Origin of the sequence: Xanthomonas sp. GPE 39 (genome assembly GCF_000963005.1) — a bacterium.
GTDB lineage: Bacteria > Pseudomonadota > Gammaproteobacteria > Xanthomonadales > Xanthomonadaceae > Xanthomonas_A.
In genome coordinates, this window is the sequence record NZ_JZHZ01000007.1 from 3,268,323 (window position 1) to 3,291,013 (window position 22,691).

The 22,691-nt window shown below is 63.1% G+C and carries 19 protein-coding genes; 12 read left to right on the forward strand and 7 right to left on the reverse strand.

Annotated elements, in window-relative coordinates; genetic code table 11:
- The first annotated feature begins 92 nt into the window (after positions 1–92).
- Positions 93–1,253, forward strand: a complete 1,161-nt coding sequence (locus XALGPE39_RS13730) for a S53 family peptidase (RefSeq protein WP_235429821.1) — start codon at positions 93–95, stop codon at positions 1,251–1,253.
- A gap of 62 nt (positions 1,254–1,315) precedes the next feature.
- Here XALGPE39_RS13730 and XALGPE39_RS13735 read toward each other — a convergent pair whose 3' ends face one another.
- Entirely contained in the window at positions 1,316–1,861 is a 546-nt protein-coding gene (locus tag XALGPE39_RS13735; RefSeq protein ID WP_045728662.1) for a hypothetical protein, read from the reverse strand.
- Positions 1,862–2,008: 147 nt separating this feature from the next.
- Here XALGPE39_RS13735 and XALGPE39_RS13740 point away from each other — a divergent pair, with 147 nt between their 5' ends.
- On the forward strand, positions 2,009–2,251 hold the full coding sequence (locus tag XALGPE39_RS13740; RefSeq protein WP_045728663.1) for a DUF3297 family protein: 243 nt from the start codon (positions 2,009–2,011) through the stop codon (positions 2,249–2,251).
- Positions 2,252–2,388: 137 nt separating this feature from the next.
- On the opposite strand, the gene XALGPE39_RS13745 is transcribed toward XALGPE39_RS13740, so the two are convergent.
- On the reverse strand, positions 2,389–4,026 hold the full coding sequence (locus tag XALGPE39_RS13745) for a Na+/H+ antiporter (RefSeq protein WP_045728664.1): 1,638 nt from the start codon (positions 4,024–4,026) through the stop codon (positions 2,389–2,391).
- A gap of 332 nt (positions 4,027–4,358) precedes the next feature.
- Here XALGPE39_RS13745 and XALGPE39_RS13750 point away from each other — a divergent pair, with 332 nt between their 5' ends.
- Positions 4,359–5,027: a class I SAM-dependent methyltransferase gene (locus tag XALGPE39_RS13750; protein WP_045729230.1), complete on the forward strand. Its 669-nt coding sequence runs from the start codon at positions 4,359–4,361 to the stop codon at positions 5,025–5,027.
- A gap of 372 nt (positions 5,028–5,399) precedes the next feature.
- Here the strand turns inward: XALGPE39_RS13750 and XALGPE39_RS13755 are convergent, their stop codons facing one another.
- Complete coding sequence (locus XALGPE39_RS13755) at positions 5,400–6,194, reverse strand: class III extradiol ring-cleavage dioxygenase (protein WP_045728665.1); 795 nt, start codon at positions 6,192–6,194, stop codon at positions 5,400–5,402.
- 143 nt (positions 6,195–6,337) lie between these two features.
- Between XALGPE39_RS13755 and XALGPE39_RS13760 the strand changes: the two genes are divergently transcribed.
- The 5 genes from XALGPE39_RS13760 to XALGPE39_RS13785 all read left to right on the forward strand — a co-directional run bounded on the left by XALGPE39_RS13760 (position 6,338) and on the right by XALGPE39_RS13785 (position 11,232).
- A complete protein-coding gene (locus tag XALGPE39_RS13760; RefSeq protein WP_045728666.1) occupies positions 6,338–7,246 on the forward strand; it encodes a LysR family transcriptional regulator in 909 nt (302 codons plus the stop codon).
- A gap of 107 nt (positions 7,247–7,353) precedes the next feature.
- On the forward strand, positions 7,354–7,923 hold the full coding sequence (locus XALGPE39_RS13765) for a flavodoxin family protein (RefSeq protein ID WP_045728667.1): 570 nt from the start codon (positions 7,354–7,356) through the stop codon (positions 7,921–7,923).
- A 188-nt stretch (positions 7,924–8,111) separates the two neighbouring features.
- The gene (locus tag XALGPE39_RS13775; protein WP_045728669.1) at positions 8,112–9,107 is read left to right on the forward strand and encodes an aldo/keto reductase; all 996 of its coding nucleotides are present in this window, start codon (positions 8,112–8,114) and stop codon (positions 9,105–9,107) included.
- Between the two features lie 64 nt (positions 9,108–9,171).
- Entirely contained in the window at positions 9,172–9,873 is a 702-nt protein-coding gene (locus XALGPE39_RS13780) for a glycosyltransferase (protein ID WP_045729231.1), read from the forward strand.
- 207 nt (positions 9,874–10,080) lie between these two features.
- Positions 10,081–11,232, forward strand: coding sequence for a GGDEF domain-containing protein (locus tag XALGPE39_RS13785; protein ID WP_235429822.1), 1,152 nt, complete (start codon positions 10,081–10,083; stop codon positions 11,230–11,232).
- A gap of 163 nt (positions 11,233–11,395) precedes the next feature.
- Here the strand turns inward: XALGPE39_RS13785 and XALGPE39_RS13790 are convergent, their stop codons facing one another.
- Positions 11,396–14,245, reverse strand: coding sequence for an EAL domain-containing protein (locus XALGPE39_RS13790; RefSeq protein ID WP_235429823.1), 2,850 nt, complete (start codon positions 14,243–14,245; stop codon positions 11,396–11,398).
- A 602-nt stretch (positions 14,246–14,847) separates the two neighbouring features.
- Here XALGPE39_RS13790 and XALGPE39_RS13795 point away from each other — a divergent pair.
- Both XALGPE39_RS13795 and XALGPE39_RS13800 read left to right on the forward strand, forming a co-directional pair.
- Entirely contained in the window at positions 14,848–15,465 is a 618-nt protein-coding gene (locus XALGPE39_RS13795) for a hypothetical protein (protein ID WP_045728672.1), read from the forward strand.
- A 274-nt stretch (positions 15,466–15,739) separates the two neighbouring features.
- On the forward strand, positions 15,740–17,839 hold the full coding sequence (locus XALGPE39_RS13800; RefSeq protein ID WP_045728673.1) for a TonB-dependent siderophore receptor: 2,100 nt from the start codon (positions 15,740–15,742) through the stop codon (positions 17,837–17,839).
- A gap of 96 nt (positions 17,840–17,935) precedes the next feature.
- Here the strand turns inward: XALGPE39_RS13800 and XALGPE39_RS13805 are convergent, their stop codons facing one another.
- The 3 genes from XALGPE39_RS13805 to XALGPE39_RS13815 are packed head-to-tail and all read right to left on the reverse strand — an operon-like array spanning position 17,936 to position 19,017.
- The gene (locus tag XALGPE39_RS13805) at positions 17,936–18,154 is read right to left on the reverse strand and encodes a hypothetical protein (RefSeq protein WP_045728674.1); all 219 of its coding nucleotides are present in this window, start codon (positions 18,152–18,154) and stop codon (positions 17,936–17,938) included.
- On the reverse strand, positions 18,135–18,584 hold the full coding sequence (locus XALGPE39_RS13810; protein ID WP_045728675.1) for a type II 3-dehydroquinate dehydratase: 450 nt from the start codon (positions 18,582–18,584) through the stop codon (positions 18,135–18,137). Before XALGPE39_RS13810 ends, XALGPE39_RS13805 begins: the two co-directional genes overlap by 20 nt.
- 10 nt (positions 18,585–18,594) lie before the next feature.
- Positions 18,595–19,017 carry a hypothetical protein gene (locus XALGPE39_RS13815; RefSeq protein ID WP_045729232.1) on the reverse strand — a complete coding sequence of 141 codons (423 nt, stop codon included), beginning with the start codon at positions 19,015–19,017 and terminating at the stop codon, positions 18,595–18,597.
- Between the two features lie 197 nt (positions 19,018–19,214).
- Here XALGPE39_RS13815 and XALGPE39_RS13820 point away from each other — a divergent pair, with 197 nt between their 5' ends.
- Together XALGPE39_RS13820 and XALGPE39_RS13825 are read left to right on the forward strand one after the other, a co-directional pair.
- Positions 19,215–20,807 carry an APC family permease gene (locus tag XALGPE39_RS13820; protein ID WP_045728676.1) on the forward strand — a complete coding sequence of 531 codons (1,593 nt, stop codon included), beginning with the start codon at positions 19,215–19,217 and terminating at the stop codon, positions 20,805–20,807.
- Between the two features lie 666 nt (positions 20,808–21,473).
- Positions 21,474–22,691 (forward strand): glycoside hydrolase family 5 protein (locus XALGPE39_RS13825; protein WP_235429916.1); only part of this gene is annotated, 1,218 nt, incomplete at its 3' end.

Genomic DNA, 22,691 nt, shown 5'->3' on the forward strand with positions numbered 1-22,691 from the left:
ACTTCGTCGTCTTCTCAATGCTCATGCTTGGAAATGCAACGTCTCTACTTCAAAGTTCATAACACGCTCTAGACATCGACGCGGCGATCGCGGTGAATCCGCAGTTGCAGCAGATCCTGGTCTACGAGGAAGGCGACGACGCGTATCCGGTGGCGATGCTGGCGTCATTGGGCGCAATGGCCGACGACAATACGGCGCAGACGATCAGCATTTCCTACGGCCTGGATGAGGAGCGGATGGGCACTCAGGCACTGGCTGCCGAAGGCCAGGTCCTGACACAGATGGTGGCGCAAGGTCAGGGCGTCTACGCCAGTTCCGGCGACGAGGGCGCTTACGGGCGCACCGGCAAGGGCTTGCACGGCGAGGATCCGGGTACCCAACCGCTGGTCACCTCAGTGGGCGGTACCACCCTGTTCACTCGACAGGACGGCGGCTATCTGGCCGAGGAAGCCTGGAATCTGCTCGGCGAGGGATTAGGCGCGACCGGCGGCGGCACCAGCAGCTACTGGCCGATCCCCGATTACCAACTGATCCAAGACAGCAACGGCAAAACCGTGTCGATCGCCACGCCTAACGGTGGCTCGTCCACGCTGCGCAATTTCCCCGACGTGGCCGCCGCTGGCAACCCCGCCACGGCGATTGCGATCTACTCCGAACTGGAGGGTGGCTGGAGGGTCGTGGGCGGCACCAGTCTCTCGGCGCCGATCTGGGCCAGTTTCATGACCATCGCCAGTCAGGCACGCCGGTACGCAGGCCTGAACGGGATCGGCTTCGCCAATCCATTCCTCTACAGCAACATCAAAGGTACCGTCTCCACGAGCACCTACGATATCATCGAAGGCAGCAACGGCGTCGCTGGCCTGTTCAACGGCGTCGCCGGTTTTTCCGCCGGTTTGGGCTACGACAACACCACCGGTCTGGGCTCGATGGCATCCTGGTCGCTGTTGTTCAACTCACTGCTGCATGGCAAGGACAGCAACACGCCACCGCCGGATCGGCCGCGCGGCGTCAGCGTCAGCACCACCAAGACGACCAGCACAGTGCAATGGAGCGCTGCGGCCAACGCGACCGGCTACCTGGTACTCGCGTATAGCCCCACCAGCCAAATCGTTTCGTATGCGGTCACCCGCGACACGCAATCCTCGCTGCAAGGCTTCACACCCGACACGGCCTACAAATTCCTGGTCGTCTCCATCAACAAGGGCGGGGCGAAGGTAAGTGCGCCGGTGATCGCTAAGACGGCCAAAAACTGACGTCCATGCAAGGCGGGTCCGGGCCGTTCGCGGCCCGGACCTGATCCAGCACCTTCGATCCATCAAAACGGATCGCTGCCTGGGCGCAGATCGATCCCGAGTATCGCGGCCAACCGCTGCATATCCTGGTCATCGCGGCTGCGTGCCATCCAGCCGGCACGGAACGCGTTGCCGGTGTCCCAGCACCAGACGCTATAGCCATATTCGCGCAAGCGCTCATCGGCCAGCGTCAACAGCGACACGGCATCGTGGCTCTCGAAAAAATCCTCGTCATCGACGTCGCCGCCCCAATCGATGCGCAGGTTCCAGCGCGCGGCCAATTCATCAATCGCCCCGATCAGTGCCTCGCAATCGTTGCCGTCCACGTAGAAACCGGCGCTCCAGTCGATCGCGTCCTTCAGCACCCATAGCCAATCCTGGCCATCGCGCTCAGTCTCGCCAGCAAGTTCGCGGTAGGCATCGAACTGACGCAGCGCGCTTTCCTCGTCGCCGGGATTAATCAGCAACAGCAGGTTCCAGATCAGCCCTTGCTGGGTGTCCGGGTCGTCCTCGTCCACATCGCCGAACGCGTCCTGGGGGTCTTCGTAGTCGGCACTGTTATCGGGCATGGCGGTGCAATCGGCATCACGGGACGGCCAGTGTGCCGTGCCCGACGCGGCGACGGAAGCGCAACGAAGCTCGGCAACGGCGTCGCGAGCATTTATGCTTCGCCACCGGAAGACGGCGCTGTCCGCCGCCACACGTCAACTTATCCGATGTCCGATACGCCCCCCGATCACCTGGCCCTCAGCCCGCACAGCCCATTCCACAATGCCCAGGCGCTATCGCGCGGCGTTGGCATCCGTTTCAATGGGGTGGAGCGCGACAACGTAGAAGAGTATTCGATCAGCGAAGGCTGGATCCGCGTGCAGGTCGGCAAATCGCGCGACCGTCGTGGTAATCCGATGACGATGAAGATCAAGGGCACCGTCGAAGCGTACTGGCTCAAAGCCGAGTAAGCACCTGACTGGACGATGCGGATACGTGAAAACCCGCCAGCATCGCCGACGAACCGCGTCGGCGTGCTACCGGCCTCCAGGCCAGGTTGGCAGCCAAGCCGTTCGTGCGGTTGACCGCTCCCGCACACCGGAGTCGTTCAACTCTTGCGCCGGGCTTCCAGCAGATCCAGGTTGCGGATCAAGCGCCGCGCGATTTCGTCGGAAACCTTGCGTTGACGGGTAAGCTTGAATAATTCCTGACGTTCGGCCTGCAAGCCGGCATTGCGCAACTGCCGCACGACGTTGTCCAGGCGTCGCGCCTCCTCCGGATCGCTCTCCATCGCATCGCCATGGTCGAGATGGCGCTGATACAGCATGCTGACCCGGTTGGCCGCTTCGTTGTAGAGATCGGCATGTTCGCTGTCCTGTACCAGCCGCTGACGCAGTTTCTCCACCGCCGCCAACGCGGCACGCGAAGATTCGCGTCGGGCCAGATCCTCTTCCAAACGGTCGCTGGATTCTTCGGGTAATTTCAGGCCGCGTAGTAAACGCGGCAACGCCAGGCTGGCGACCAACAACGAGGTGACGATCACCGTGCTGGCTAGAAAGATCGCCAAATCGCGCGTCGGAAATGCGGCACCACTGGGTAGCGCCAACGGCAACGTCAGCACGCCGGCCAGGGTGATCGCACCGCGCACTCCAGCCAGCGACGTCGCCACCACCACCCGCCACGGTGGACTGCGTCGGTGCTCGCCACGACGCCGCGCCTTGAGCAAGTTCCAGCGCAGCGAGAGCCATACCCACAAAAAGCGCAACAGCAACAGGCCGATGTAAATCGCCAGCGCATAACCGAGCAACCACCATGGATTCAGGTGCCCGGCTTCGTCGATGTTGTGCATGGCGCCCTGCACGATGCCCGGCAACTGCTCGCCGAGCAGCACAAACATGATGCCCTTGAGGGTGAACTGGACCATGTCCCACACCGCCGAGCGCTGCACACGCATGCTCCCCGGGGCACGGCCGCTCAACTCCACGTAACTCATGCTGATACCGGCAGAGACTGCGGCGAGAATGCCGGAGGCATTGATCGACTCGGCCAACAGGTAGGCGGCGAACGGCAGCAGCAAGTTGACCAGGATCGCCGCGCCCGGCTCCTCGCCAACGTGTCGCCAGATCCAGCGCTGCGCCAGGCTGGTACCCAGAACCACCACGACCCCGGCCGCCACGCCGACCAAGGCCACCCACAGGAACGTCAGCGAGGCAGCGGCAAGCGAAAACGTGCCGGTGATCGCCGCAGTCACCGCGAACTGGAAACAGACCAGGCCAGAGGCATCGTTGAGCAGCGATTCGCCTTCCAGGATGTGCATCAGCCGCCTGGGAATCGGCGCGCGCGCGGCAATCGAAGACACCGCCGTCGGATCGGTCGGTGCCACCACCGCCGCCAGCGCGAAAGCCACCGCCAGCGGCATCGTCGGGATCATCCAGTGGATCAGGCAGCCCATACCGACCACGGTGAAGACCACCAGCCCCAGCGCCAGTTCCAGGATCGCGCCCTTGTCGCGGAACAGCCCCTGCTTGGGAATGCGCCAGCCGTCCAGGAACAGCAAAGGCGGTAGGAACAACAGGAAGAACAGCTCCGGCTCCAGCGCGTAGCCCTTCTTGAACACGCCGGCGATGATGGCGCCCAAGCCGATCTGCACCAACGGCAACGGCAACGAAAACGGCAACACGCGCACCAGATAACCACTGGCGACCACCGCCAACAACATCGCCAAAACCACTTCAATCGAATGCATGCTCGTCCAGACAACGGCACCGCGTCAGCGGCACTGTCCATCAATGAGGGACTTGCAAGCAAAGCGCACCGCAGGCGCGCTGTCTAGTAGCGGGACAGCGTGGCAGTCAGGTGGCATGCCGGAATCGCGCGGACCGTGGTGCCGGAGGCCCGCGCGTACACGGTGATGATACGACACCGCATCGGCGATGGCGGTCGCACAAGGTCACGATGCACAGGCGCATTTGCCCACGACCCATCGCGCCGCGCATGCACTGTGTCTTTTACGCATCGTCTAGTATGGGGCTGCTACGCCCCACTGCACGCGCCGAATGCCTGTCCACCGGAAACCCCATGCTGACCATCCAAGAACTCAATGGTTTCATCGACGCCCAGACGGCAAACGGCAACATTGCGCAGATCTGGAAACTGATTGGCGAGAATTTCGCGCACGCCCAGGCCAGCCTGCCGGCCGAGCAGGCGATGCCGCGACGCGAACTGTCCTTCCATGACCACGTGCAACTGCTGGCCTATCTATGCCTGCTGCTGGAGGGCGTACCCGGCGACCTGGTGGAAATCGGCGTGTGGAAGGGCAAGTCGCTGGCGCTGATGAACGAGGTCTGCAATCGGCAGCGCCGGATCATCGGCCTGGATCCGTTCGCGCTGCCGAACCAATTCGAGGAATTCAATCACTATCGTCAGTTGCTACTCCCCAACGCGCTGTTTATCCGTGGCTACTCGGAGTTTTGCGCGCAGCACTTCTACAACATGACGCCGCAAGTGGCGTTGCTGCATATCGACGGTGGACACACCGGGCGCAATGTGTTGCTGGATTTCCTGCTGTATGGCCCCAGCGTGGTGACCGGCGGGTTCGTCGTGTTCGACGATTACGGCGACCACGCATATTCGCCGGAAGTCGGCCCCGCCGTGGACCTGCTGCGTGCGACCGGCTACTTCAACGGCTTCCACGTCCTGGGCTGCGTGCACGGGTTCGAGAACAGCTACGTGTTGCAGCGCCTATGAGGTATTGCGCGACGACACGCCGTCGCGATCAACCGTACTGCTGTGTAAGCACGACGCTTGGCGTTTGCGCCGGCCACACCAGCACGCAAGTCCTCGACGCAACCGAAGCAGGCAAGCACACCGACCTGCACGCGCGCTCATTGTCGATGTCAGCCCACCAGTGCGACACGGCGTCGGGACGCAACGCGAGGCGTCCGGCATAACGACCTCACCCCGTACCACATGTATTTCAGGGCATGAACGCCGTTGCGCACTAGACCGCGGCTTGAGAGAAACAGACCCGCAATGTCATAGCGCGTGTAGAACGCCATCGCTTGCGCGACCAATCCAGCCGGGATAGAGCACACACGACGCACGTTACCGGAGACGCGTTCAGGCCGACACACCGTCGAAACGGTAGATATCCATCGCCAACAGCCCGGCGTCAATGCCGGCATCGATGCGCTGCGCGCCCAGACCGACGGTGCCGGCCGCTCCCATCGCCACATAGATCGGCAACCAATGTTCGTCGGTGGGATGCGCACGCTCGGCGAATGGTGCCTGACGACGGTAGTCCAGCAGCGCCGCCAGGTCGTCGCCGCGCAGCGCCTGCTCGGCCCATTCGATGAACGGACGCACGTAGTGCAGCTCTTTCCCCTCGGCGTAGCGACCGAGGTCGTGCAAGTTGTGGGTAATGCTGCCCGAGCCGATCACCAGCACGCCATCGGCACGCAATGGCGCCAGCGCACGCCCCAGGGCCAGATGGTGCGCCGGGCCCAACTGCGGCTGGATCGACAACGGCACCACCGGAATGTCGGCCTGCGGATACAGCAACGACAGCGGCACCCACACGCCGTGATCCAGGCCACGGCTCTGGTCCACGGCCGGATGCAGGCCCGCGCGCTCGAGTAACTCGGCGACGGTCTGCGCCAGTGCCGGCGCACCCGGCGCCGGATACTGCAGCGCATACAGTGCCTCGGGAAAACCGCCGAAATCGTGGATGGTCTGCGGTCGCGCCGCAGCACCAACCAGCGGCTGCGCGCCCATCCAATGCGCAGAGGCGATCACGATGGCGCGTGGTCGCGGCAGGGTTGCGGCCAGTTCCGCCAGTCGGGTCCCGAGCAGACCAGGCTGCAAGGCGGTCATCGGCGAACCATGGGAAATGTAGAGCGAAGGCAAACGGACCATAGGCAGGCTTCCAAACTTGACTAGACACCACAAGCACCGCAAGGGCGCGGTGGCGGCGCGCGCTTGCAGTACCGCAGGGTATTCCCGCGCATGTGCGAAATAAATTACCCTCAAACCGACGGTCCATATCAGGAACAGCAACAATGGATACGCTCGAGGCGATGCGGGTATTCGTCGCCGTGGTCGATCGCAACAGCTTCAATGCCGCCGCCGACGCACTTGGTCTCTCCACCGCCAGCGTCACCCGCCAGGTCGCATGGCTGGAGCAGCGGCTGGGGTCGCGGCTGCTCAACCGCACCACCCGGCGGGTCAGCCCGAGCAGCGTCGGCACCGCGTACTACCAGCGCTGCCAACTGCTGCTGGCCGAGTTCGACGAGATGGAAGCGGCGGTCGGCGAACAGGCGCTGACCCCATCGGGCACATTGCGGATCAACGCTCCCTTGAGCTTCAGCATCGCCCGGCTGGGGCCGCGTCTGGCCGGCTATCGCGCGCGCTATCCGCAGGTCGCGCTGGACCTGTCGCTGTCGGACCGGGTGGTGGACATCGTCGAGGAGGGTTTCGATCTGGCGATCCGCATCACCCGACACGTGGCACCGACACTGATCGCGCGCAAGCTCGGTGAGGCACAGATGCACCTGTGCGCCGCACCGTCCTATCTCGCGCGTGCCGGCACCCCGCGCCAACCCAGCGAGATCGCCGACCACGCCTTCCTTAGCTACAGTTACATGCCGCTGGACACACTGCTTCTGCATGGCCCGCACGGCGATACCCAGGTCCGAGTACACGGGAGTCTACGCGCCAACAACGGCGACATGCTGCGCGAAGCGGCCATCGCCGGCATGGGCATCGTGCTACAACCCGACTTCATGGCCGAAGCCGCGCTGGAAGATGGACGCCTGGTGCGGATCCTGCCCGACCATCAGTTCGGCGCAATCGGGGTATACGCTGTCTACGCCAACCGTAGCCACCTGGCACCGAAAGTACGTAGTTTCATCGACTATCTTGTCGATGTCGGCATCGAGCGCGACATGCGCATCGCGCCGGACACGTGAGCGGCACGCCCCGGTCGAACACAATATTCCGCCAGTAGCACGCATGGCGACCAACGCGGATGCACACAATACGCGTGTATTCCGCCTTCACTCTCAGGAGTCCAACGATGAGCAAGATCGCGATCATCTACTTCAGTGGCTACGGCCACACCGCCAAACAAGCCGAGGCCGTGCATGCCGGTGCCGCCAGCGTCGGCGAGGCCACGCTGTATCGGATCGACCAGGACGGCAACCTGCCCGACGGCGCATGGGAAGCAATCGGCCAGGCCGACGCCATCGTCTACGGCAGCCCCACCTACATGGGCGGCCCGGCCTGGCAGTTCAAGAAATTCGCCGACGCCAGCTCCAAACCCTGGTTCACGCAGGCATGGAAGGACAAGATCGCCGCCGGCTTCACCAACTCGGCCTCGGTCAACGGCGATAAGTTTTCCACCATCGCCTATTTCTGGACGTTGTCGCAGCAGCACGGCCAGCTCTGGGTCGGCACCGGCGTGATGCCATCCAACACGAAAGCACACGGTCCCGACGATGTGAACTGGACCGCCGGCTCCGGCGGTGCGCTGGCGATCTCCCCGGCCGACGCATCGCCGGACGAGGCGCCACGCCGTGGCGATCTGGAAACCGCACGCCTGCTCGGCAAGCGTGTGGCCGAGTTCGCAAGCAAGCTCAAAGGCTGAGCACGTCACCGACGGCGCATCGCGCCGCCGTGTTCGAACGCGGCGTGGCGGCCTGCCGGTCCACGCTGGCAGCGCCACCTGCGCATTGGCCGTGCACGGGTAGACGCTGTGCATCCACAGCTTCGGCACCTGCTGTTCGCGCATTGTCCTGACGCAACGCCACGATCCCACGCAAGGAGTACGTTCGCATGCAAACCCGCACCCTTGGCCGCAATGGCCTTCGTGTTTCCGCCCTCGGCCTGGGCTGCATGGGCATGAGCGCTTTTTACGGAGGCCGTCGCGACGACGCTAGCGCGATCGCGGTGATCCATGCCGCGCTCGAACGCGGCGTCAACCTGATCGACACCGCCGACATGTACGGCCCCCACACCAACGAAATACTGGTCGGCAAGGCGCTGGCCGGACGCCGCCAGCAGGTCGTGCTGGCAACCAAGTTCGGCATCAAGCTGGACCCGGCCAACCCCGCCGCACGCAGCATCGAGGGCAGTCCGCAGTACGTACAATCCGCCTGCGAAGCCAGCCTGCGCCGCCTGGGCGTGGACCACATCGACCTGTACTACCAGCACCGCGTGGATCCGAACGTGCCGATCGAGGACACCGTGGGCGCCATGGCGCGATTGGTGGAACAAGGCAAGGTGCGCTTCCTGGGCCTGTCCGAAGCCGCTGCCGCGACCATCCGCCGCGCCCATGCGGTACACCCGATCACCGCCGTCCAGAGCGAATACTCGCTTTGGTCGCGCGATCCAGAGCACGATGGCGTGCTCGACACAGTCCGCGAGCTGGGTATCGGCTTCGTGCCCTACTCGCCGCTGGGACGTGGCTTTTTGACCGGCGCGATCCGCACGCCGGAGGATTTCGAGGCTGACGACTACCGCCGCCATTCGCCGCGTTTTCAAGGCGACAACTTCGCCCGCAACCTACAACTGGTGGAGCAAGTCCGGCGCCTAGCCGTGGCCAAGGGCGTGTCCCCCGGCCAGTTGGCGTTGGCCTGGGTACTGGCGCAAGGCGAGGATCTGGTGCCGATTCCGGGGACCAAACGCCTGACCTACCTGGAGGAAAACCTGAATGCGCTGCAAGTGAAGCTCGACGCCGAGGAACTGGCACAAATCCAAGCCATCTTCCCGGCCGACGCCGCCGCCGGCACCCGCTATCCGACCGCCATGATGGCCACACTGCAGGGCTGAACCCGCGCCAATCCAGCAGCAGCGCGCGATTGTCAGCGCCGTGCCGGCATCGCATCATGTCCAGGTGATTTCGTTCATCGTCCCCGCACACGACGAAGCCGCCCTGATCGGCGATACCCTCACTTCGCTGCACCTGGCCGCGCAAGCGTTGCAGCTGGAGTACGAGATACTGGTCGTCGCCGATGCCTGCTCCGACGACACCGCGCAGATCGCCCACCAGCACGGCGCGCAGGTGCTGGAGGTGCAGTTACGGCACATCGCCGCCACACGCAATGCCGGGGCCGCCGCTAGCCACGGCAATCACCTACTGTTCGTCGACGCCGACACCCAGATCAATACGCCGCTGCTGGCGGCCGCGTTCCGTACCCTGCACAGCGGTGCAGTCGGCGGCGGCGCGCGGGTCCACATGCTCGGGGACATCGCTTGGCACGAGCGACTGGGGCTGGCCGCATTCGGCTGGCTGTTCCGCTGCACCGGCATCGCACCCGGCTGCTTCATGTTCTGCACGCGCAGTGCATTCCTTGCCGTCGGGGGCTTCGACGAGCGCTACTACGCTGGCGAGGACGTGGCGTTGAGCCGCGCGTTGGCACGGCAAGGACGCTTCGTGATTCTGCGCGAACCGGTGTATAGCTCCGATCGCAAGCTACGCAGCTTCAGCAAGAGCGAACACCTGGCAATGCTGCTGCAACTGCTACGCCACGGACGCGGCATGCTGCGATCACGCGAGGGACTCGACTTCTGGTACGAGCCGCGCCGCAGACGCTGAGCGCACTGCCAAGGTTGCCGAGGCAGAGATAGCGACAGTGATAGAGAGTCGATGCCGACAGACCAGCGCAAACACGCCCGAAGACCAAGCGTGCCAGCCCTTTGGGGCCTCCAAACTACCCTATAATCGACCGCATTCTGACTCTTCTCGCAGCCGCGGACTGGGACACCTGTGGAATGGATTGGGCATCTGGTCAACGCTAGCACGTTGTTGATCGTCAACGCTCTGCTAGCAGCTGTCTCCTCCCTGATGTTCCTTGCCCTGTACCTGACCGGTCGCAAGGCAAAGCGAGTCAAGGGACTGCTCATGCTGAGCGTGAGTTATGTCGCATACGCCGCCGGCTTCGCGGTGATTCTGCTGCCGGGGTTCGGCATCAACTTTCCGCATGTAGGCATCTTGGGCAACCTCATCCTCGACGTGGCCACCTTATTGGTCCTGTTCGCGGTCAGCGCCTATCTATGCCAGCCACTGCTGCAATGGTGGCTACTGCTTCCCGTCGCGGCGATCGCCATCACCGAGGTGTACTTACTGCAAAAATCCAACCACGACTATTTTGTCATGGTGATCTTCGGCTGCAGCCTGCGCGGGCTGCTGACAATCGCCACCGGTGCCATGCTCTGGCACCACGGCAGAAAGATCTCATGCATGGCAGCACGTTTCACCGCCATCTTCCATTTTCTCTGGGCGCTGATGCTGTTGCTGCGCATCGGCTGGTGGTGGACCCATCCCCATGTGAATGTGAACTACGACCCTACCTCGACCTTCGGGCTGCTCTCGCGCATGGTGCTGACCTCCATCATCACACCTGGTTTTTTGTGGATGCTGACCCATGAGATGAACGACGAATTGGTTCGTCATGCCTCGCAAGACGCTCTGACCGGGGTCGCCAATCGACGTGTCATGTGGCAGTACGGCGAATCCAGCGCGCAAGACGCCCGACGCAAAAGCGAGCCGTTGGCGGTACTGATGGTCGACGTAGACAATTTCAAAGCCATCAACGATCGTCATGGCCATGCTGCAGGCGATCTGGCCCTTGTAACGATCGCCAATGTAATGTCACAGCAAATTCAACGCCCAGATCTGTTGGCACGGATCGGCGGCGAGGAATTCATGGTCCTGGTTCCCCATGGCGACGAAGCGGCTGTGCACGCATTGGCCGAGCGCCTGCGGTGCACCATCGAATCGCAACCGGTTCCTGACTCATCTGGCGACACCCTGACGTGTACTGTGAGCATCGGCTACTGCATTTCCATCCAGGCGCAAGCCGAATGGCAAACGCTGGTCGTGGCCGCCGACCAGGCGCTGTACACGTCCAAGCGCAATGGACGCAATCGTGTGACCGGGACGGTCCTCAACTGAGCGGCGAACAAGATCGACGCATGCGCTTACGGCAATCGTCCTGTCTGCCCCACCATCTCGGTATACGCGATGCTTCGCTCTGGCTGGATCTACTCTCCAAGCCGCCACCTGGTCAATTGAGCGGCACAACCACTATCACTGACTGACCATCACCGCGTCGACCTCATGCCGGGACTGCGCCGAGTGTTTGCAGCACCTGCTCCAGCGGTGCTGGGCGCCCGAGCAGATAACCCTGCACGCTGCCGCATCCGCGCGCGCGCAGCCACTGCAATTGCGCTTGTGTTTCGACGCCTTCGGCAACCACTTCCAGCCCCAGGCTGCGGCCCAGAGTCAGCAACGCATCGCAGATCGACGCATTGCGCGCATCGCCATCCACGCCGTCGATAAAACTGCGATCGATCTTCAAGGCATCTAACGGCAAATCGCGCAGATAGGCCATGCTGGAAAATCCGGTCCCGACATCATCCAACGCCACGCGCACACCCAGCGCACGCAACTGCTGCAACACTTCGCGCGCCTGCTGCGGCTGACGCATCAGGCTGCTTTCGGTCAATTCCAGATGCAAGGCATCCACGCCCAAATCGGCATCAGCGCACGCCTGCACCAAGTCCGCGACCAGATCGCCATCGAAAAACTGCAGTGCCGACACATTCACCGCCACTGGCAAATCCGACCAGCCATGCCGAACCAGCTCGCGTCGCGCCTGCGCCGCCATCCGCATGACCCAGCGCCCCAGCGGCAGGATCAGGCCCGTGTCCTCACACACCTGGATGAACTGGTCTGGCGGAATGAAGCCGCCATCGGCCTGCGGCCAGCGGATCAGGGCTTCGAGCACGCGTGGCGCACCAGTGTCGGTATCCATGATCGGCTGGAAGTACAACACGAACTCCTCGCGTTCGATCGCCTCGTGCAAACGTCCGGCCAGACGCAGACGTTCGCCGATGCGCGCGGACATGGACCGATCAAAGCGCAGCATGCTGCAGCCATCGGCCTGCGCCGCATGCGCGGCCTGCGCGGCGCAACCGATGGCTTCCTCTGCATCGACGGCATCGTGCGGGCACAACGCCACGCCGATATGCGCCTGCAGTTGCAAACTAAAATCGCTCCCCTGTACCGGCGCCGACATTGCCTCCAACAGCGCCTGCAACGCCTGCTCCAGCGCCTGCGGGTCCAGTACCGCCAGGACGAAATCCTGTGAGGGCTGGTGCGCGGTCAGGCCGAAGCGCTCACCCAGGCCACGCATACGTTCGGCCACCACGCAGCGCACCGCATCGCCGGTCGTCCGCCCCAGGGTATCGCCGATCAGCGCCAACCCGCGCAACTGCACGTAGGCGATCGCATAGGCTTGGCACGCATGCACACGCAAGGCCTCGGCCAATGCGTGTGGATTGAACAGCCCGGTAGCAACATCGTGACTGGCGCGAAACGCCAGTTCGCGCTCGTGTGCCAGACGCTGCGTGACCTCTTCGGCAAGAATCAGCCGCGCTGGCATGCCGGCAAACTCCAGATCGGAGCTGTGGACGCACACCGACAACATACTGCCGTCCTTGCGCCGATGCGTCCATACGTCCGGCGCGCTAAAGCCCGCGCGCGATGTCCGCACATCGCACAGCAACCGCAATGCATCCTCGCGCGGATGCAAATCGAGCAGGCTCATTTCCAAGAATTCATCGCGACTGTAGCCATAGTGGCCGATAGCGGCCTGGTTCACTTCGAGGAAGCGCAAACTACCCACCGCAAATACCCAATATGGCAGCGGATTGCGATCGAACATCAAACGGAACTGACGCTCGGCATCGAACAGGCGCGCCTGCACCGCGAGCCGCTCGGTGACATCCTGCACCGCACCGGTCATGCACAGACCCTCTTGCGTTTGCACCAGCGCACCGCGCGCGGCCAACCAGCGCACCCGGCCATCTGGCATGTGGATGCGATACGCGGGGTTGTATTCGCCATGGCTATGCACCGCATCTTCGTACAGTTGCGCCACCCGCATGCGATCTTCGTCGTGTACCTGTGCCAGGAACTCATCCAGGCTCATCTGCATCCGTTGCAGCCCGAGCATCTCCACCGTGGGTTCGGACAACGACATCAAACGCCGTTGCGTATCGATGCGCCAGGTGCCGATGCCGCCCATGTCGCATGCCAAGCGCAGCTCCTCGTCGCCACGACTCAGCCGCTGCAGTAACTGGCGCTGACGATGTTCGGCGCGACGCAGGCTACCAAGCAAATAAGCGAAGCCGAGCAAGTAGAGGACGTAGGCCGATGCAGCCGTCGCGACGAACCACCACCAGCGCACCAGCGTTTCGCGCACACCCAAGCCGGCCACCGCGCGTAATGGATATGCCTGCCCTCCACTGATCGCCAGCATTCTTGGTTCGACGTCGAAAACATCGGTGCGCATGCCTAGCGCAACGCGCTGCGGCAATCGCTCAAGCAGTGCCGGCCGCAGCCATTGCTGCATATCGACACCTGGACCGCTCACGACCAGCGGCATGCCCTGTGCATCGATCAGTGCGACCACGCCATCGGCTCCGATGTCGACATCGCGCACGATGTGTTGCAACGCGGCTGCACGCAGTTGCCCCACAATCCAGTTTCCGCCCGCCGACGATACCGCGATGGGTAGCACGATCTCGCTGTCGGCCAAACGCTGCGCCGGCCCGACGCACACCTGGTTGCCACCGCAGTGCACGCGCGTGGTCCACATGGGCAGTTGCGGATCGCCAGCGCCTCCGAAACGTCGCTGTCCCTGAGCATCGAGCACCGCCACCGCGCGCAACTCCGGATGCCGCATCAGGAGTCCGCGTAACGAAGCCTCGATCAAGCCCGGCGCACGCGCCGGAGCATCGGCCAGGAATGTCTGTGCGCTCACACCCTGGCCGCGCAGGGACCGACCGAGATTGGTCAATTCCATCTGTAGCAGATCATCGGCGCTGGTCGCCAAGGAGAGGCTCTGCCGCTGCGCCGCAGCCAGCCGGTTATGGTGATCCTGTGCCAATACCAGCACCATTGCACATGCCAATATCACAGCCAAAGACGCGCCCCAGACCACGATCGCACGCAATGGCGCGCGCACGATGCGCCGCAGGCTGTGTCCAAAACGTAGGTCTTGCTTCCTGTCAGCGATTAAAGTGTGCGGCATTAAGATAGGAAGCAGCGTTGGTCCGCATACAACGGCCGCAACTTGGGTATCTTGACCGCGCGTAATACGCATGTGTTCAGTCATGTAAAAAAGACTTCACAGCCTGTCCGCTCACGGCAAACTCTGTGCCAATCTTTATCACCAGATATCGATAGCGCGATAAAGGCACTACACGGGCACGCAATATCTCGCCGGCACGTCCCCGCATCGTCGCCGCGCCTGAGGATGCGCTGCAGATCCTGCGCAGGATCTAAGGGTCGAATGGACCAGGCAGCAGGTTAAGCGCGCAATGCAGCGGATCTGCACCAATGAGCGTGGACGCTGTGTGATGACGCGATTAGCCAAAGACCAGGCACTACGCCAATGTGCGGTCGCAGCATGCCATTGCCGGCCACTGTGCTAGAAAGAAGGCGCTTGAAGATCGCAAACGACATTCCGCCTCCGTCACCGCATCTACCAAGGAGCCTGTCATGATCGCTTTGTTCAAAGGGTTGGGGTTACTGCTCGAAGACAATGCGCTGCACCAGCGCTCGTTTCCCGAACAAGTCGCGCACTGGCAGCACAAGAGCGAGGCACAGCTAAACGAGGAAGTCGCGCTGCTAGCCAGGGCCAAGCAACAATGGTTGGTGGCGTCGATCATCGGCTGGCAGGCGATCTCGCTGATCCTCCTCGGCGTGATCACCACGCAGTTGTGGCAGCACGACTATCACTTGACCTTCTCGCGCATCGTCATCATCTTCTCCTCGTGGGTCGCGATCCTGTTCGTGATCTGGTTCATCGCCAACATGTTCGACCGCACCGCTGGTTTCGAGCGCTGGCTCACCGCATTCAACAGTCGCGAGCGGCTCTCCGCTGACGCCGATACCGTGGAATGCGTCGCCGATGCACTGAACATGGCGCGCAAGTATCCGGAGATCCTGGACTACAAACGCGAGGTGGTGGCCAACCGGGAATTGCGCCACGAGGACATCCGGATCATGCGCGAGATGGGCCGTATCCGCTTGCATGCCGAATTGGTTGACTCATTGATCCAGTTCGAAGGCAGCCCGCCCGGCGGCCACAGCGGCGTGTTCCGCGTCGCCAGCTAACCTGCCGGCACAAGCGAGCTACACAGCTTGCACGCGCTGCGCCGGCACGATCACGCTGGATGATGGCGTGCGAGCGGCCATCGCAGCAGTCGCCGCACACAAGACGTATCGATCGCAAACCGACATCCCCCCGGTCAGGCGCCTGACCGGGGGGATGTCGGTTTGAGCGATCGCGCATCGCGTGTCGGTCATGCCCACATGGCGTCAGGGCATTCCCAATCGGCTCATCGCGAAATATAATCATTCTCGATTAGGACTTCCCCCACCGCTCTCGATGACTCTGCATCCCCTTTCGTTCGCCTGCCTGCTGAGCATGGCGATCTGTACATCTGCCCACGCAACCGATGTGGCCGATGCCAGTGACGCCCCCCGCGCGACCGCCCTGCCGGCCATCAAGGTCCACGCCGACACCCAGAACGATTTCCGCAGCACGGCCCCGGTGCAGACCGACAAGTCGGATGTGCCACTGGCGCAGACCCCGCTCTCGATCACCGTGGTGCCGCGCGCCCTGCTGGATAGCCAGCAAGCGCTGACTCTGGCCGACGCCCTGCACAACGTCTCCGGCGTGGTCGCGAACACCTATGGCCGGCGCGGCTGGGACGACCTGATCATCCGCGGCCAGACCGCATCGGACACCGTGTTCGTGGACGGCCTGCGCACCGCCGGCAGCAATCGCGTCGCCGAGCAACTGTTCGGCATGCAGCAAGTGGAGGTCCTCAAAGGTCCAGCATCGCTCCTCTACGGACAGGTGCTGCCGGGCGGATTGGTCGACCTAATCAGTAAGCGTCCTGGTGCCGAACCGCTGCGCCGAGTCGATCTGGGCCTCGGCAGCGATGGCCTGCGCCAGGGCAGCCTGGACCTCAACCAGCCGTTGTCCACCGATCGCAAGGCCGCGCTAAGACTCACCGCCCTGGCGATGAATAGCGACGACCCGACCGAGCATGTGTATTTTCGCAGCCGCTGGATCGCACCGGCGCTGTCCCTGGACCTGGGCGAGCGTACCGATTTCGTCTTGCTGACCAGCTACCAGGAGCGCGACTACATCCGCCAGCAGGGGCTCCCCTGGGAAGGCAGCGTCGACCCTAATCGCAACGGCAGGATCGACCGCACCCTGTTCACCGGCGAACCCGGACAGACGCCCTACCACAGCCACCAGAGCCGGTTGGGTGACGTGCTCGACCATCGTTTCGACAACGGCTGGACCCTGCACCATGCCGCACGCTGGCAGACATTCGGCCTGGATGGCCTGCTGATCGCCAGCAACGGCCTGGCGCCCGACCTGCGCACCCTGCGCCGCACCGGCATGCGGCAAGCATTCGACGGGCGCACCTGGGTGCAGGACACCTATCTCCAGGGCGATGTCGTTACCGGCGCGTGGCAGCACACGCTGACCGCCGGCGCCGACGCGTTCAAAACCTTGGAGTGGAACGTGCAATCCACCTGCCAGGTCGGCACGTTGAACGTATACGCGCCGGTCTATGGCAGCCCGATCGTGTGCCCGACCAGACCCAGCAACGACACGCTCAACGTGGTGACCTCCGGCGGCGCATATCTGCGCGACCGCATCCAGTTCGCCCCCGACTGGCAGTTGCTGCTTGGCCTGCGCCACGATCTCAGCCAAAACCGCAGCGAGGACCGCGGCGCCGGTACCCAGACGCGCAACGACGCCAATGCGACCACCGGCTCGGCCGCGCTGATGTTCGATGCCGGCGGCGGAGTGCACCCCTACGCCAGCGTCGCCACCTCCTTCTATCCCAACGCCGGGACCGACGTGCGGGGCGCCGTGTTCGGTCCCGAACACGGCCGCCAGGTGGAACTGGGCACGAAGATGGAAGTGGGCGCCAACACCAGCCTGAGCATGGCGCTCTACGACCTGCGCCGACGCAACGTGCTACAGAACGATCCGCTCCACGACGGCTACAGCATCGCGGTGGGCGAACAACGCAGCCGCGGCGCGGAACTCAATGCCGCCGCCGACCTGGGCAGCGGATTGAGCCTGTTCGGCGGCTACGCCTATACCGATGCGGTGGTCACCGACGACGGCGGACAGCGCATCAGCAGCATCGGACAACGTCTGAACAACGTGCCCAAACACAGCGGCTCGCTGTGGCTGCAGTACGCCGCACACGGGGCGGCCGACGGCTGGAGCATCAGCGGCGGTGCCCGCGCCGAGGGTGAGAAGAGCGCCTATGGCCACCGCATTCCCGGCTACATGGTGTTCGACGCCGGCCTGGCTTATCGCCAACGTCACTGGCACTACGCGCTGAACCTGAAAAACGCGTTCGACCACGATTACTTTACCGGCGGCCTGCAACGCGCTGTCGCCCTGGGCGATCCACGTACCTTGTTGTTCTCTGTCGGCGTGGATTATTGAGATACGCATGCACAGGCCATGATCGCTACGCAAGCGCACTACTACATCGGCACCTCACCGCCATCGCCAGACTGACCGGCAATACGCCAGCCGCCGTTACAAACGGCTGACGCTACGGATACGGATATCGCCACTTTCCACACCATGTCGCCGCGCAGCCTGATCGCGCATACGCTGCAGCAACAGGTCCGGATCCAGTGGCGCATCGTCGCACCAGCTGTGCGCCAAGGTCCCCCAGGCAACGCGTTGGCCGTAACTATAGGCGTCATAGTCGGCCAGATAGTGACGCGTGCACTCAAGTCCCGACGTGGACATCGCCTTTATCACCATGGCAGCCAAGATGTTCGAGCGCGATCGACAGCGCCAGCGCATAGCCCTGCGCGCGATAGCCACCCACCTGCCCCAGACGTTGCGGCGATGCCGTGCGCAAACACGGTTCGCGACAATCGCACGCATCGTCGTGGACCTCCACGTATGGCCGCTGCAACTGCGCCACAGCGGCAGCGGTCGCGGCGCTATCCGAGCACGCACCCGGATCCAGCAACAGCACCTCCACCCCGCTCCAATCGGCCTGGATCAGCGCTTGCAGCAGTTCCCCCTCGCTGGCACAACTGCGCACCGCCAGACTCTTGCCGGCACGGCCAGCATGGTCCAATAACTGGGTCATCACCGGCGCAGCGAGACGGCCCGGGCGACCACGATGACCGGCTACGCTTTGCGGACCGCGAAGCAACACAATGGCCATGGGCGCACCCTCAAACTGCCACTGCCGCACGCGCGCCGAGACGACGCGTCGCCACACCCAGCGCAATCGCATAGCTATCGGCCAACGCGCCATTGGCGATCACCGTTAGCAACGGCGCATGGCGCGGCTGCAATAACGGCTCCAACGCTTGCGCACTGGCGTCGTGCACTTCGATGTAAGGATGACCCAGCGCATCGAGTGCCGCGCGTAATTGCGGGGCATGATCGGCCAAATCTGCGGCTGGCAATTCGCCGGAATCCAACAGCACCAGTTCGGTCTCGTCGTGCGCCCCCTGCTGCAACCGGGCAACGATCTGCGCTGCATCGGCACAGGCCACTGGCACGACATGCGCAGCGTGCGAGGCGGCCAGACGCTGAGCCGCGGCGATGGCCGGCGCATCGCGGTGCGGGCCCTGTATCAGCAGAATCGACATGACATACATCCAACGGAAACGACGTGCCGCACTTTAGGCCCGTGCGGCGTAAGCACGCTATGATCAAAAGGGCACATGGACATAAATCTTGCGTAAGACCATCGGCTTGGAAAGCCGGGCTCCCAGCACAGTCCATGGTGCGACCTTGTCATGTATCTGCGATCATCTCGGGTCTGCCGCCGCGTTCGGACCCTGCCATGACCCAACCCGCTCTGCGCCGCGATGTCGGCCCATTCGCTCTGATGCTGACCGGTCTGGGCTCGATCATCGGCTCCGGCTGGCTGTTCGGCGCCTGGCGCGCTGCAGGACTGGCCGGCCCTGGCGCGATCTGGGCCTGGGTGCTGGGCTCCCTGATTATCACCACAATTGCCCTGACCTACGCCGAATTGGGGGCGATGTTCCCCGAATCCGGCGGCATGGTCCGCTACAGCCATTACTCGCATGGCTCGCTGGTCGGCTTCATCGCCGGCTGGGCGAACTGGATTGCGATCGTGTCGGTGATTCCGGTCGAAGCCGAGGCGTCGGTGCAATACATGGCGTCCTGGCCCTGGCAATGGGCGCAAGATCTGTACATGCAGCAACCCGGCGGCCACGGCGAGCTGTCGGTGCCGGGCCTGATCATCGCCGCAGCCCTGGTGTTGGTGTATTTCCTGCTCAACTTCTGGAGCGTGAAACTGTTCGCCCGCTCCAACAGCCTCATCACTGTGTTCAAGCTGGTGGTGCCGGCGCTGAGCGGCATCGCGCTGATCGCCAGCGGCTTCCACAGCGAAAACCTGCACGTGGGACTGCACGGTGGGGCCTACAGCATCGACTTCGCCGCGGTGCTGACGGCGGTGGCCACCGCCGGCATCGTGTTCAGTTTCAATGGTTTCCAGAGTCCGGTGAATCTGGCCGGGGAAGCGCGTAATCCCGGGCGTAGCATCCCATTCGCGGTGCTCGGCTCGATCGCGCTGGCAACCGTGGTCTACCTGCTGCTGCAGGTGGCCTACCTCGGCGCGGTGCCGCCCGACCTGCTGGCCAAGGCCGGCTGGCACGGCATCGATTTCCGCTCGCCGTTCGCGCAGTTGGCGATCATCGTCAACCTGCACTGGCTGGCCATGCTGCTGTATGTCGACGCCTTCATCAGCCCCAGCGGCACCGGCATCACCTACACCGCCACCACAGCGCGGATGATCTACGGCATGGAGCGCAATGGCACCATGCCCAAGATATTCGGCCAGTTACACCCACACTGGGGCGTACCGCGTCCGGCGATGTTCTTCAACCTGGCGGTGTCCTACTTGTTCCTGTTCTTCTTCCGCGGCTGGGGCACCCTAGCGGCGGTGATTTCAGTGGCAACCATTATTTCCTACCTCACCGGTCCGATCAGCGTGATGGCGTTGCGGCGGCACGCACCGGAAATACACCGACCGCTGCGCCTGATCGGCCTGCCGGTGCTGGCAGCAGCGGCCTTCGTACTGGCCACCGAACTGCTGTACTGGGCGCGCTGGCCGCTGACCGGCAAGATTATCCTGCTGATGCTGGTGGCGCTGCCGGTGTACGCCTATTACCAGGATCGTCAGGGCTGGAAGGATTTCCACCGGCACCTGCGCGGCGCCAGTTGGCTGATCCTCTACATGCCGACCATCGCACTATTGTCGTGGGCCGGCAGCACCACCTTCGGCGGACAAGGCTACCTGCCCTACGGACCGGACCTGATCGTGGTCGGTGTGGTCGCGCTGGTGTTTTATTTCTGGGGCGTGCGCTCCGGCTGGCGCACCCCCTCGCTAGAACAGGCCAGCGGGAGCTGAGCCTAGGTCTCCTAGCATACGGCCTTCGCCAGTCTCGAAGGCCCGCCTCCTAACCGCGACGCCAACGCGCGCGACTGCGCAGCATCCTCTTGTTCGGCTCGACAGCGGCGCTGAAGCTGGCGCCGCTTTCGCTGGCTGCTGGCTGCTGGCTGCTGGCTGCTGGCTGCTGGCTGCTGGTAGTGGCAAGCATAGGCAATCCGACCTGCTCCAGCAACGACGGCAACTCCCTTCCCGAGGCAGCAACATCGAGCCGCTGACGAGGATTTGGATCAAGCTGGGCGTACTGACCAAGCCTTTAGCTACTGCATGTGCATGGCTGGTCGCGAGCAAAAAATCGAACTGACGCATTTCCAGTGCATGGCGATGCAATTAAACGCACCACCCAAATAGCGGCACAGTTCGCATTTTCTAAATGCGCTCGCAAATTTAAAACGCATAAACACGTATCGCCGTCACGTTGTGATGGTTAATCCGTGGACAAATAAAACCGATGTGCGGAAATTCACGACTTCTTTTTCAAATAATCTCGATGATGGCAGTCAGGCAGTCCCTTACCCACTAAAAACTTTAGGCTGGCCTGTTTTGGGCCAACCACTCTTGGAGAGAAACACGATGACTCGGTCAATCAAGCCCCGTATCACCCGCTGCCTGTTGACAGCAGCGTTAATGGTGGCAAGCAGTTCGGCATGGAGCTACGCCGTCAAAAACGGCCAGGTCGTGGACGACAGCGGCAACGCCGTGCAGCTACGCGGCGTGAACTGGTTCGGTTTCGAAACCCAGGAACATGTCACGCATGGTCTGTGGGCGCGCAACTGGAAAGACATGATCACGCAGATGCAAAGCCTAGGCTTCAATGCCGTGCGCTTGCCATTCTGCCCGCAGAGCCTGCAAAGCATGTCGCCGGGCAGCATCGACTACAACAAAAACCCAGACCTGCAAGGAATGAACTCGTTGCAGTTGATGGACACAATCATCAACGAACTCAGCCGCCGCGGCATGTACGTGCTGCTCGATCACCATAGGCCCGATTGCAATGCAATCTCCGAGCTGTGGTACACCGACTCCTACAGCGAAACGCAGTGGAAGAACGATCTAGCATTCGTCGCCAAGCGCTATGCCAACGTGCCGGGCGTGATCGGTCTTGACCTGAAAAACGAACCGCACGGTTCCGCGACCTGGGGCACCGGCACTGCCGCCACAGATTGGAACTCCGCGGCAGAGCGCGCCTCCGCAGCCGTACTGAGCGCCGCGCCGAAGTGGCTGATCTTTGTCGAAGGTGTCTCCGCCAATCCGGTCTGCTCCAGCACAACCGCCCACTTCTGGGGCGAAAACATTGAGGCACAAGAGTGCTCCCCGCTGAACATCCCGGCAGATCACTTGGTGCTGAGCCCGCACGTGTACGGCCCGGACGTGTACGGCCAGCCGTACTTCAGCGACTCGAACTTCCCGAGCAATATGTCGGCCATCTGGGACCAGCACTTCGGCCGGTTCTCACCCAAATATGCGGTGATACCGGGCGAATTCGGTGGCAAATACGGCAAAGGCGACCCGAAGGACGTGACCTGGCAGAACGCGCTGGTCGATTACTTGGCCGGCAAGAACATGCGCAGCGCCTTCTACTGGTGTTTTAATGCGGACAGCGGCGATACCGGCGGCATCCTCAACGACGACTGGACGACGGTACGTACCGACAAGGTTAACTTGTTGCATAAGCTGTGGGGCACCGACGGTTCCGGTGGCGGCACCAGCGGCGGTGGCACCAGCGGCGGTGGCACCAGCGGCGGTGGCACCAGCGGTGGCGGCACCAGCGGTGGCGGCACCAGCGGCGGCGGCACCAGCGGTGGCGGCACCAGCGGTGGCGGCACCAGCGGCGGCGGCACCAGC

What these genes read in the sequence shown, in the direction of transcription:
- XALGPE39_RS13760 (WP_045728666.1), top strand. Translation starts at nt 6,338, where the DNA reads ATGGATACGCTCGAGGCGATGCGGGTATTCGTCGCCGTGGTCGATCGC.
- XALGPE39_RS13745 (WP_045728664.1), bottom strand. Translation starts at nt 4,026, where the DNA reads ATGCATTCGATTGAAGTGGTTTTGGCGATGTTGTTGGCGGTGGTCGCC.
- XALGPE39_RS13820 (WP_045728676.1), top strand. Translation starts at nt 19,215, where the DNA reads ATGACCCAACCCGCTCTGCGCCGCGATGTCGGCCCATTCGCTCTGATG.
- XALGPE39_RS13800 (WP_045728673.1), top strand. Translation starts at nt 15,740, where the DNA reads ATGACTCTGCATCCCCTTTCGTTCGCCTGCCTGCTGAGCATGGCGATC.
- XALGPE39_RS13795 (WP_045728672.1), top strand. Translation starts at nt 14,848, where the DNA reads ATGATCGCTTTGTTCAAAGGGTTGGGGTTACTGCTCGAAGACAATGCG.
- XALGPE39_RS13750 (WP_045729230.1), top strand. Translation starts at nt 4,359, where the DNA reads ATGCTGACCATCCAAGAACTCAATGGTTTCATCGACGCCCAGACGGCA.
- XALGPE39_RS13735 (WP_045728662.1), bottom strand. Translation starts at nt 1,861, where the DNA reads ATGCCCGATAACAGTGCCGACTACGAAGACCCCCAGGACGCGTTCGGC.
- XALGPE39_RS13805 (WP_045728674.1), bottom strand. Translation starts at nt 18,154, where the DNA reads ATGTCCACGTCGGGACTTGAGTGCACGCGTCACTATCTGGCCGACTAT.
- XALGPE39_RS13810 (WP_045728675.1), bottom strand. Translation starts at nt 18,584, where the DNA reads ATGGCCATTGTGTTGCTTCGCGGTCCGCAAAGCGTAGCCGGTCATCGT.
- XALGPE39_RS13775 (WP_045728669.1), top strand. Translation starts at nt 8,112, where the DNA reads ATGCAAACCCGCACCCTTGGCCGCAATGGCCTTCGTGTTTCCGCCCTC.
- XALGPE39_RS13790 (WP_235429823.1), bottom strand. Translation starts at nt 14,245, where the DNA reads ATGGTGCTGGTATTGGCACAGGATCACCATAACCGGCTGGCTGCGGCG.
- XALGPE39_RS13740 (WP_045728663.1), top strand. Translation starts at nt 2,009, where the DNA reads ATGTCCGATACGCCCCCCGATCACCTGGCCCTCAGCCCGCACAGCCCA.
- XALGPE39_RS13765 (WP_045728667.1), top strand. Translation starts at nt 7,354, where the DNA reads ATGAGCAAGATCGCGATCATCTACTTCAGTGGCTACGGCCACACCGCC.
- XALGPE39_RS13815 (WP_045729232.1), bottom strand. Translation starts at nt 19,017, where the DNA reads ATGTCGATTCTGCTGATACAGGGCCCGCACCGCGATGCGCCGGCCATC.
- XALGPE39_RS13755 (WP_045728665.1), bottom strand. Translation starts at nt 6,194, where the DNA reads ATGGTCCGTTTGCCTTCGCTCTACATTTCCCATGGTTCGCCGATGACC.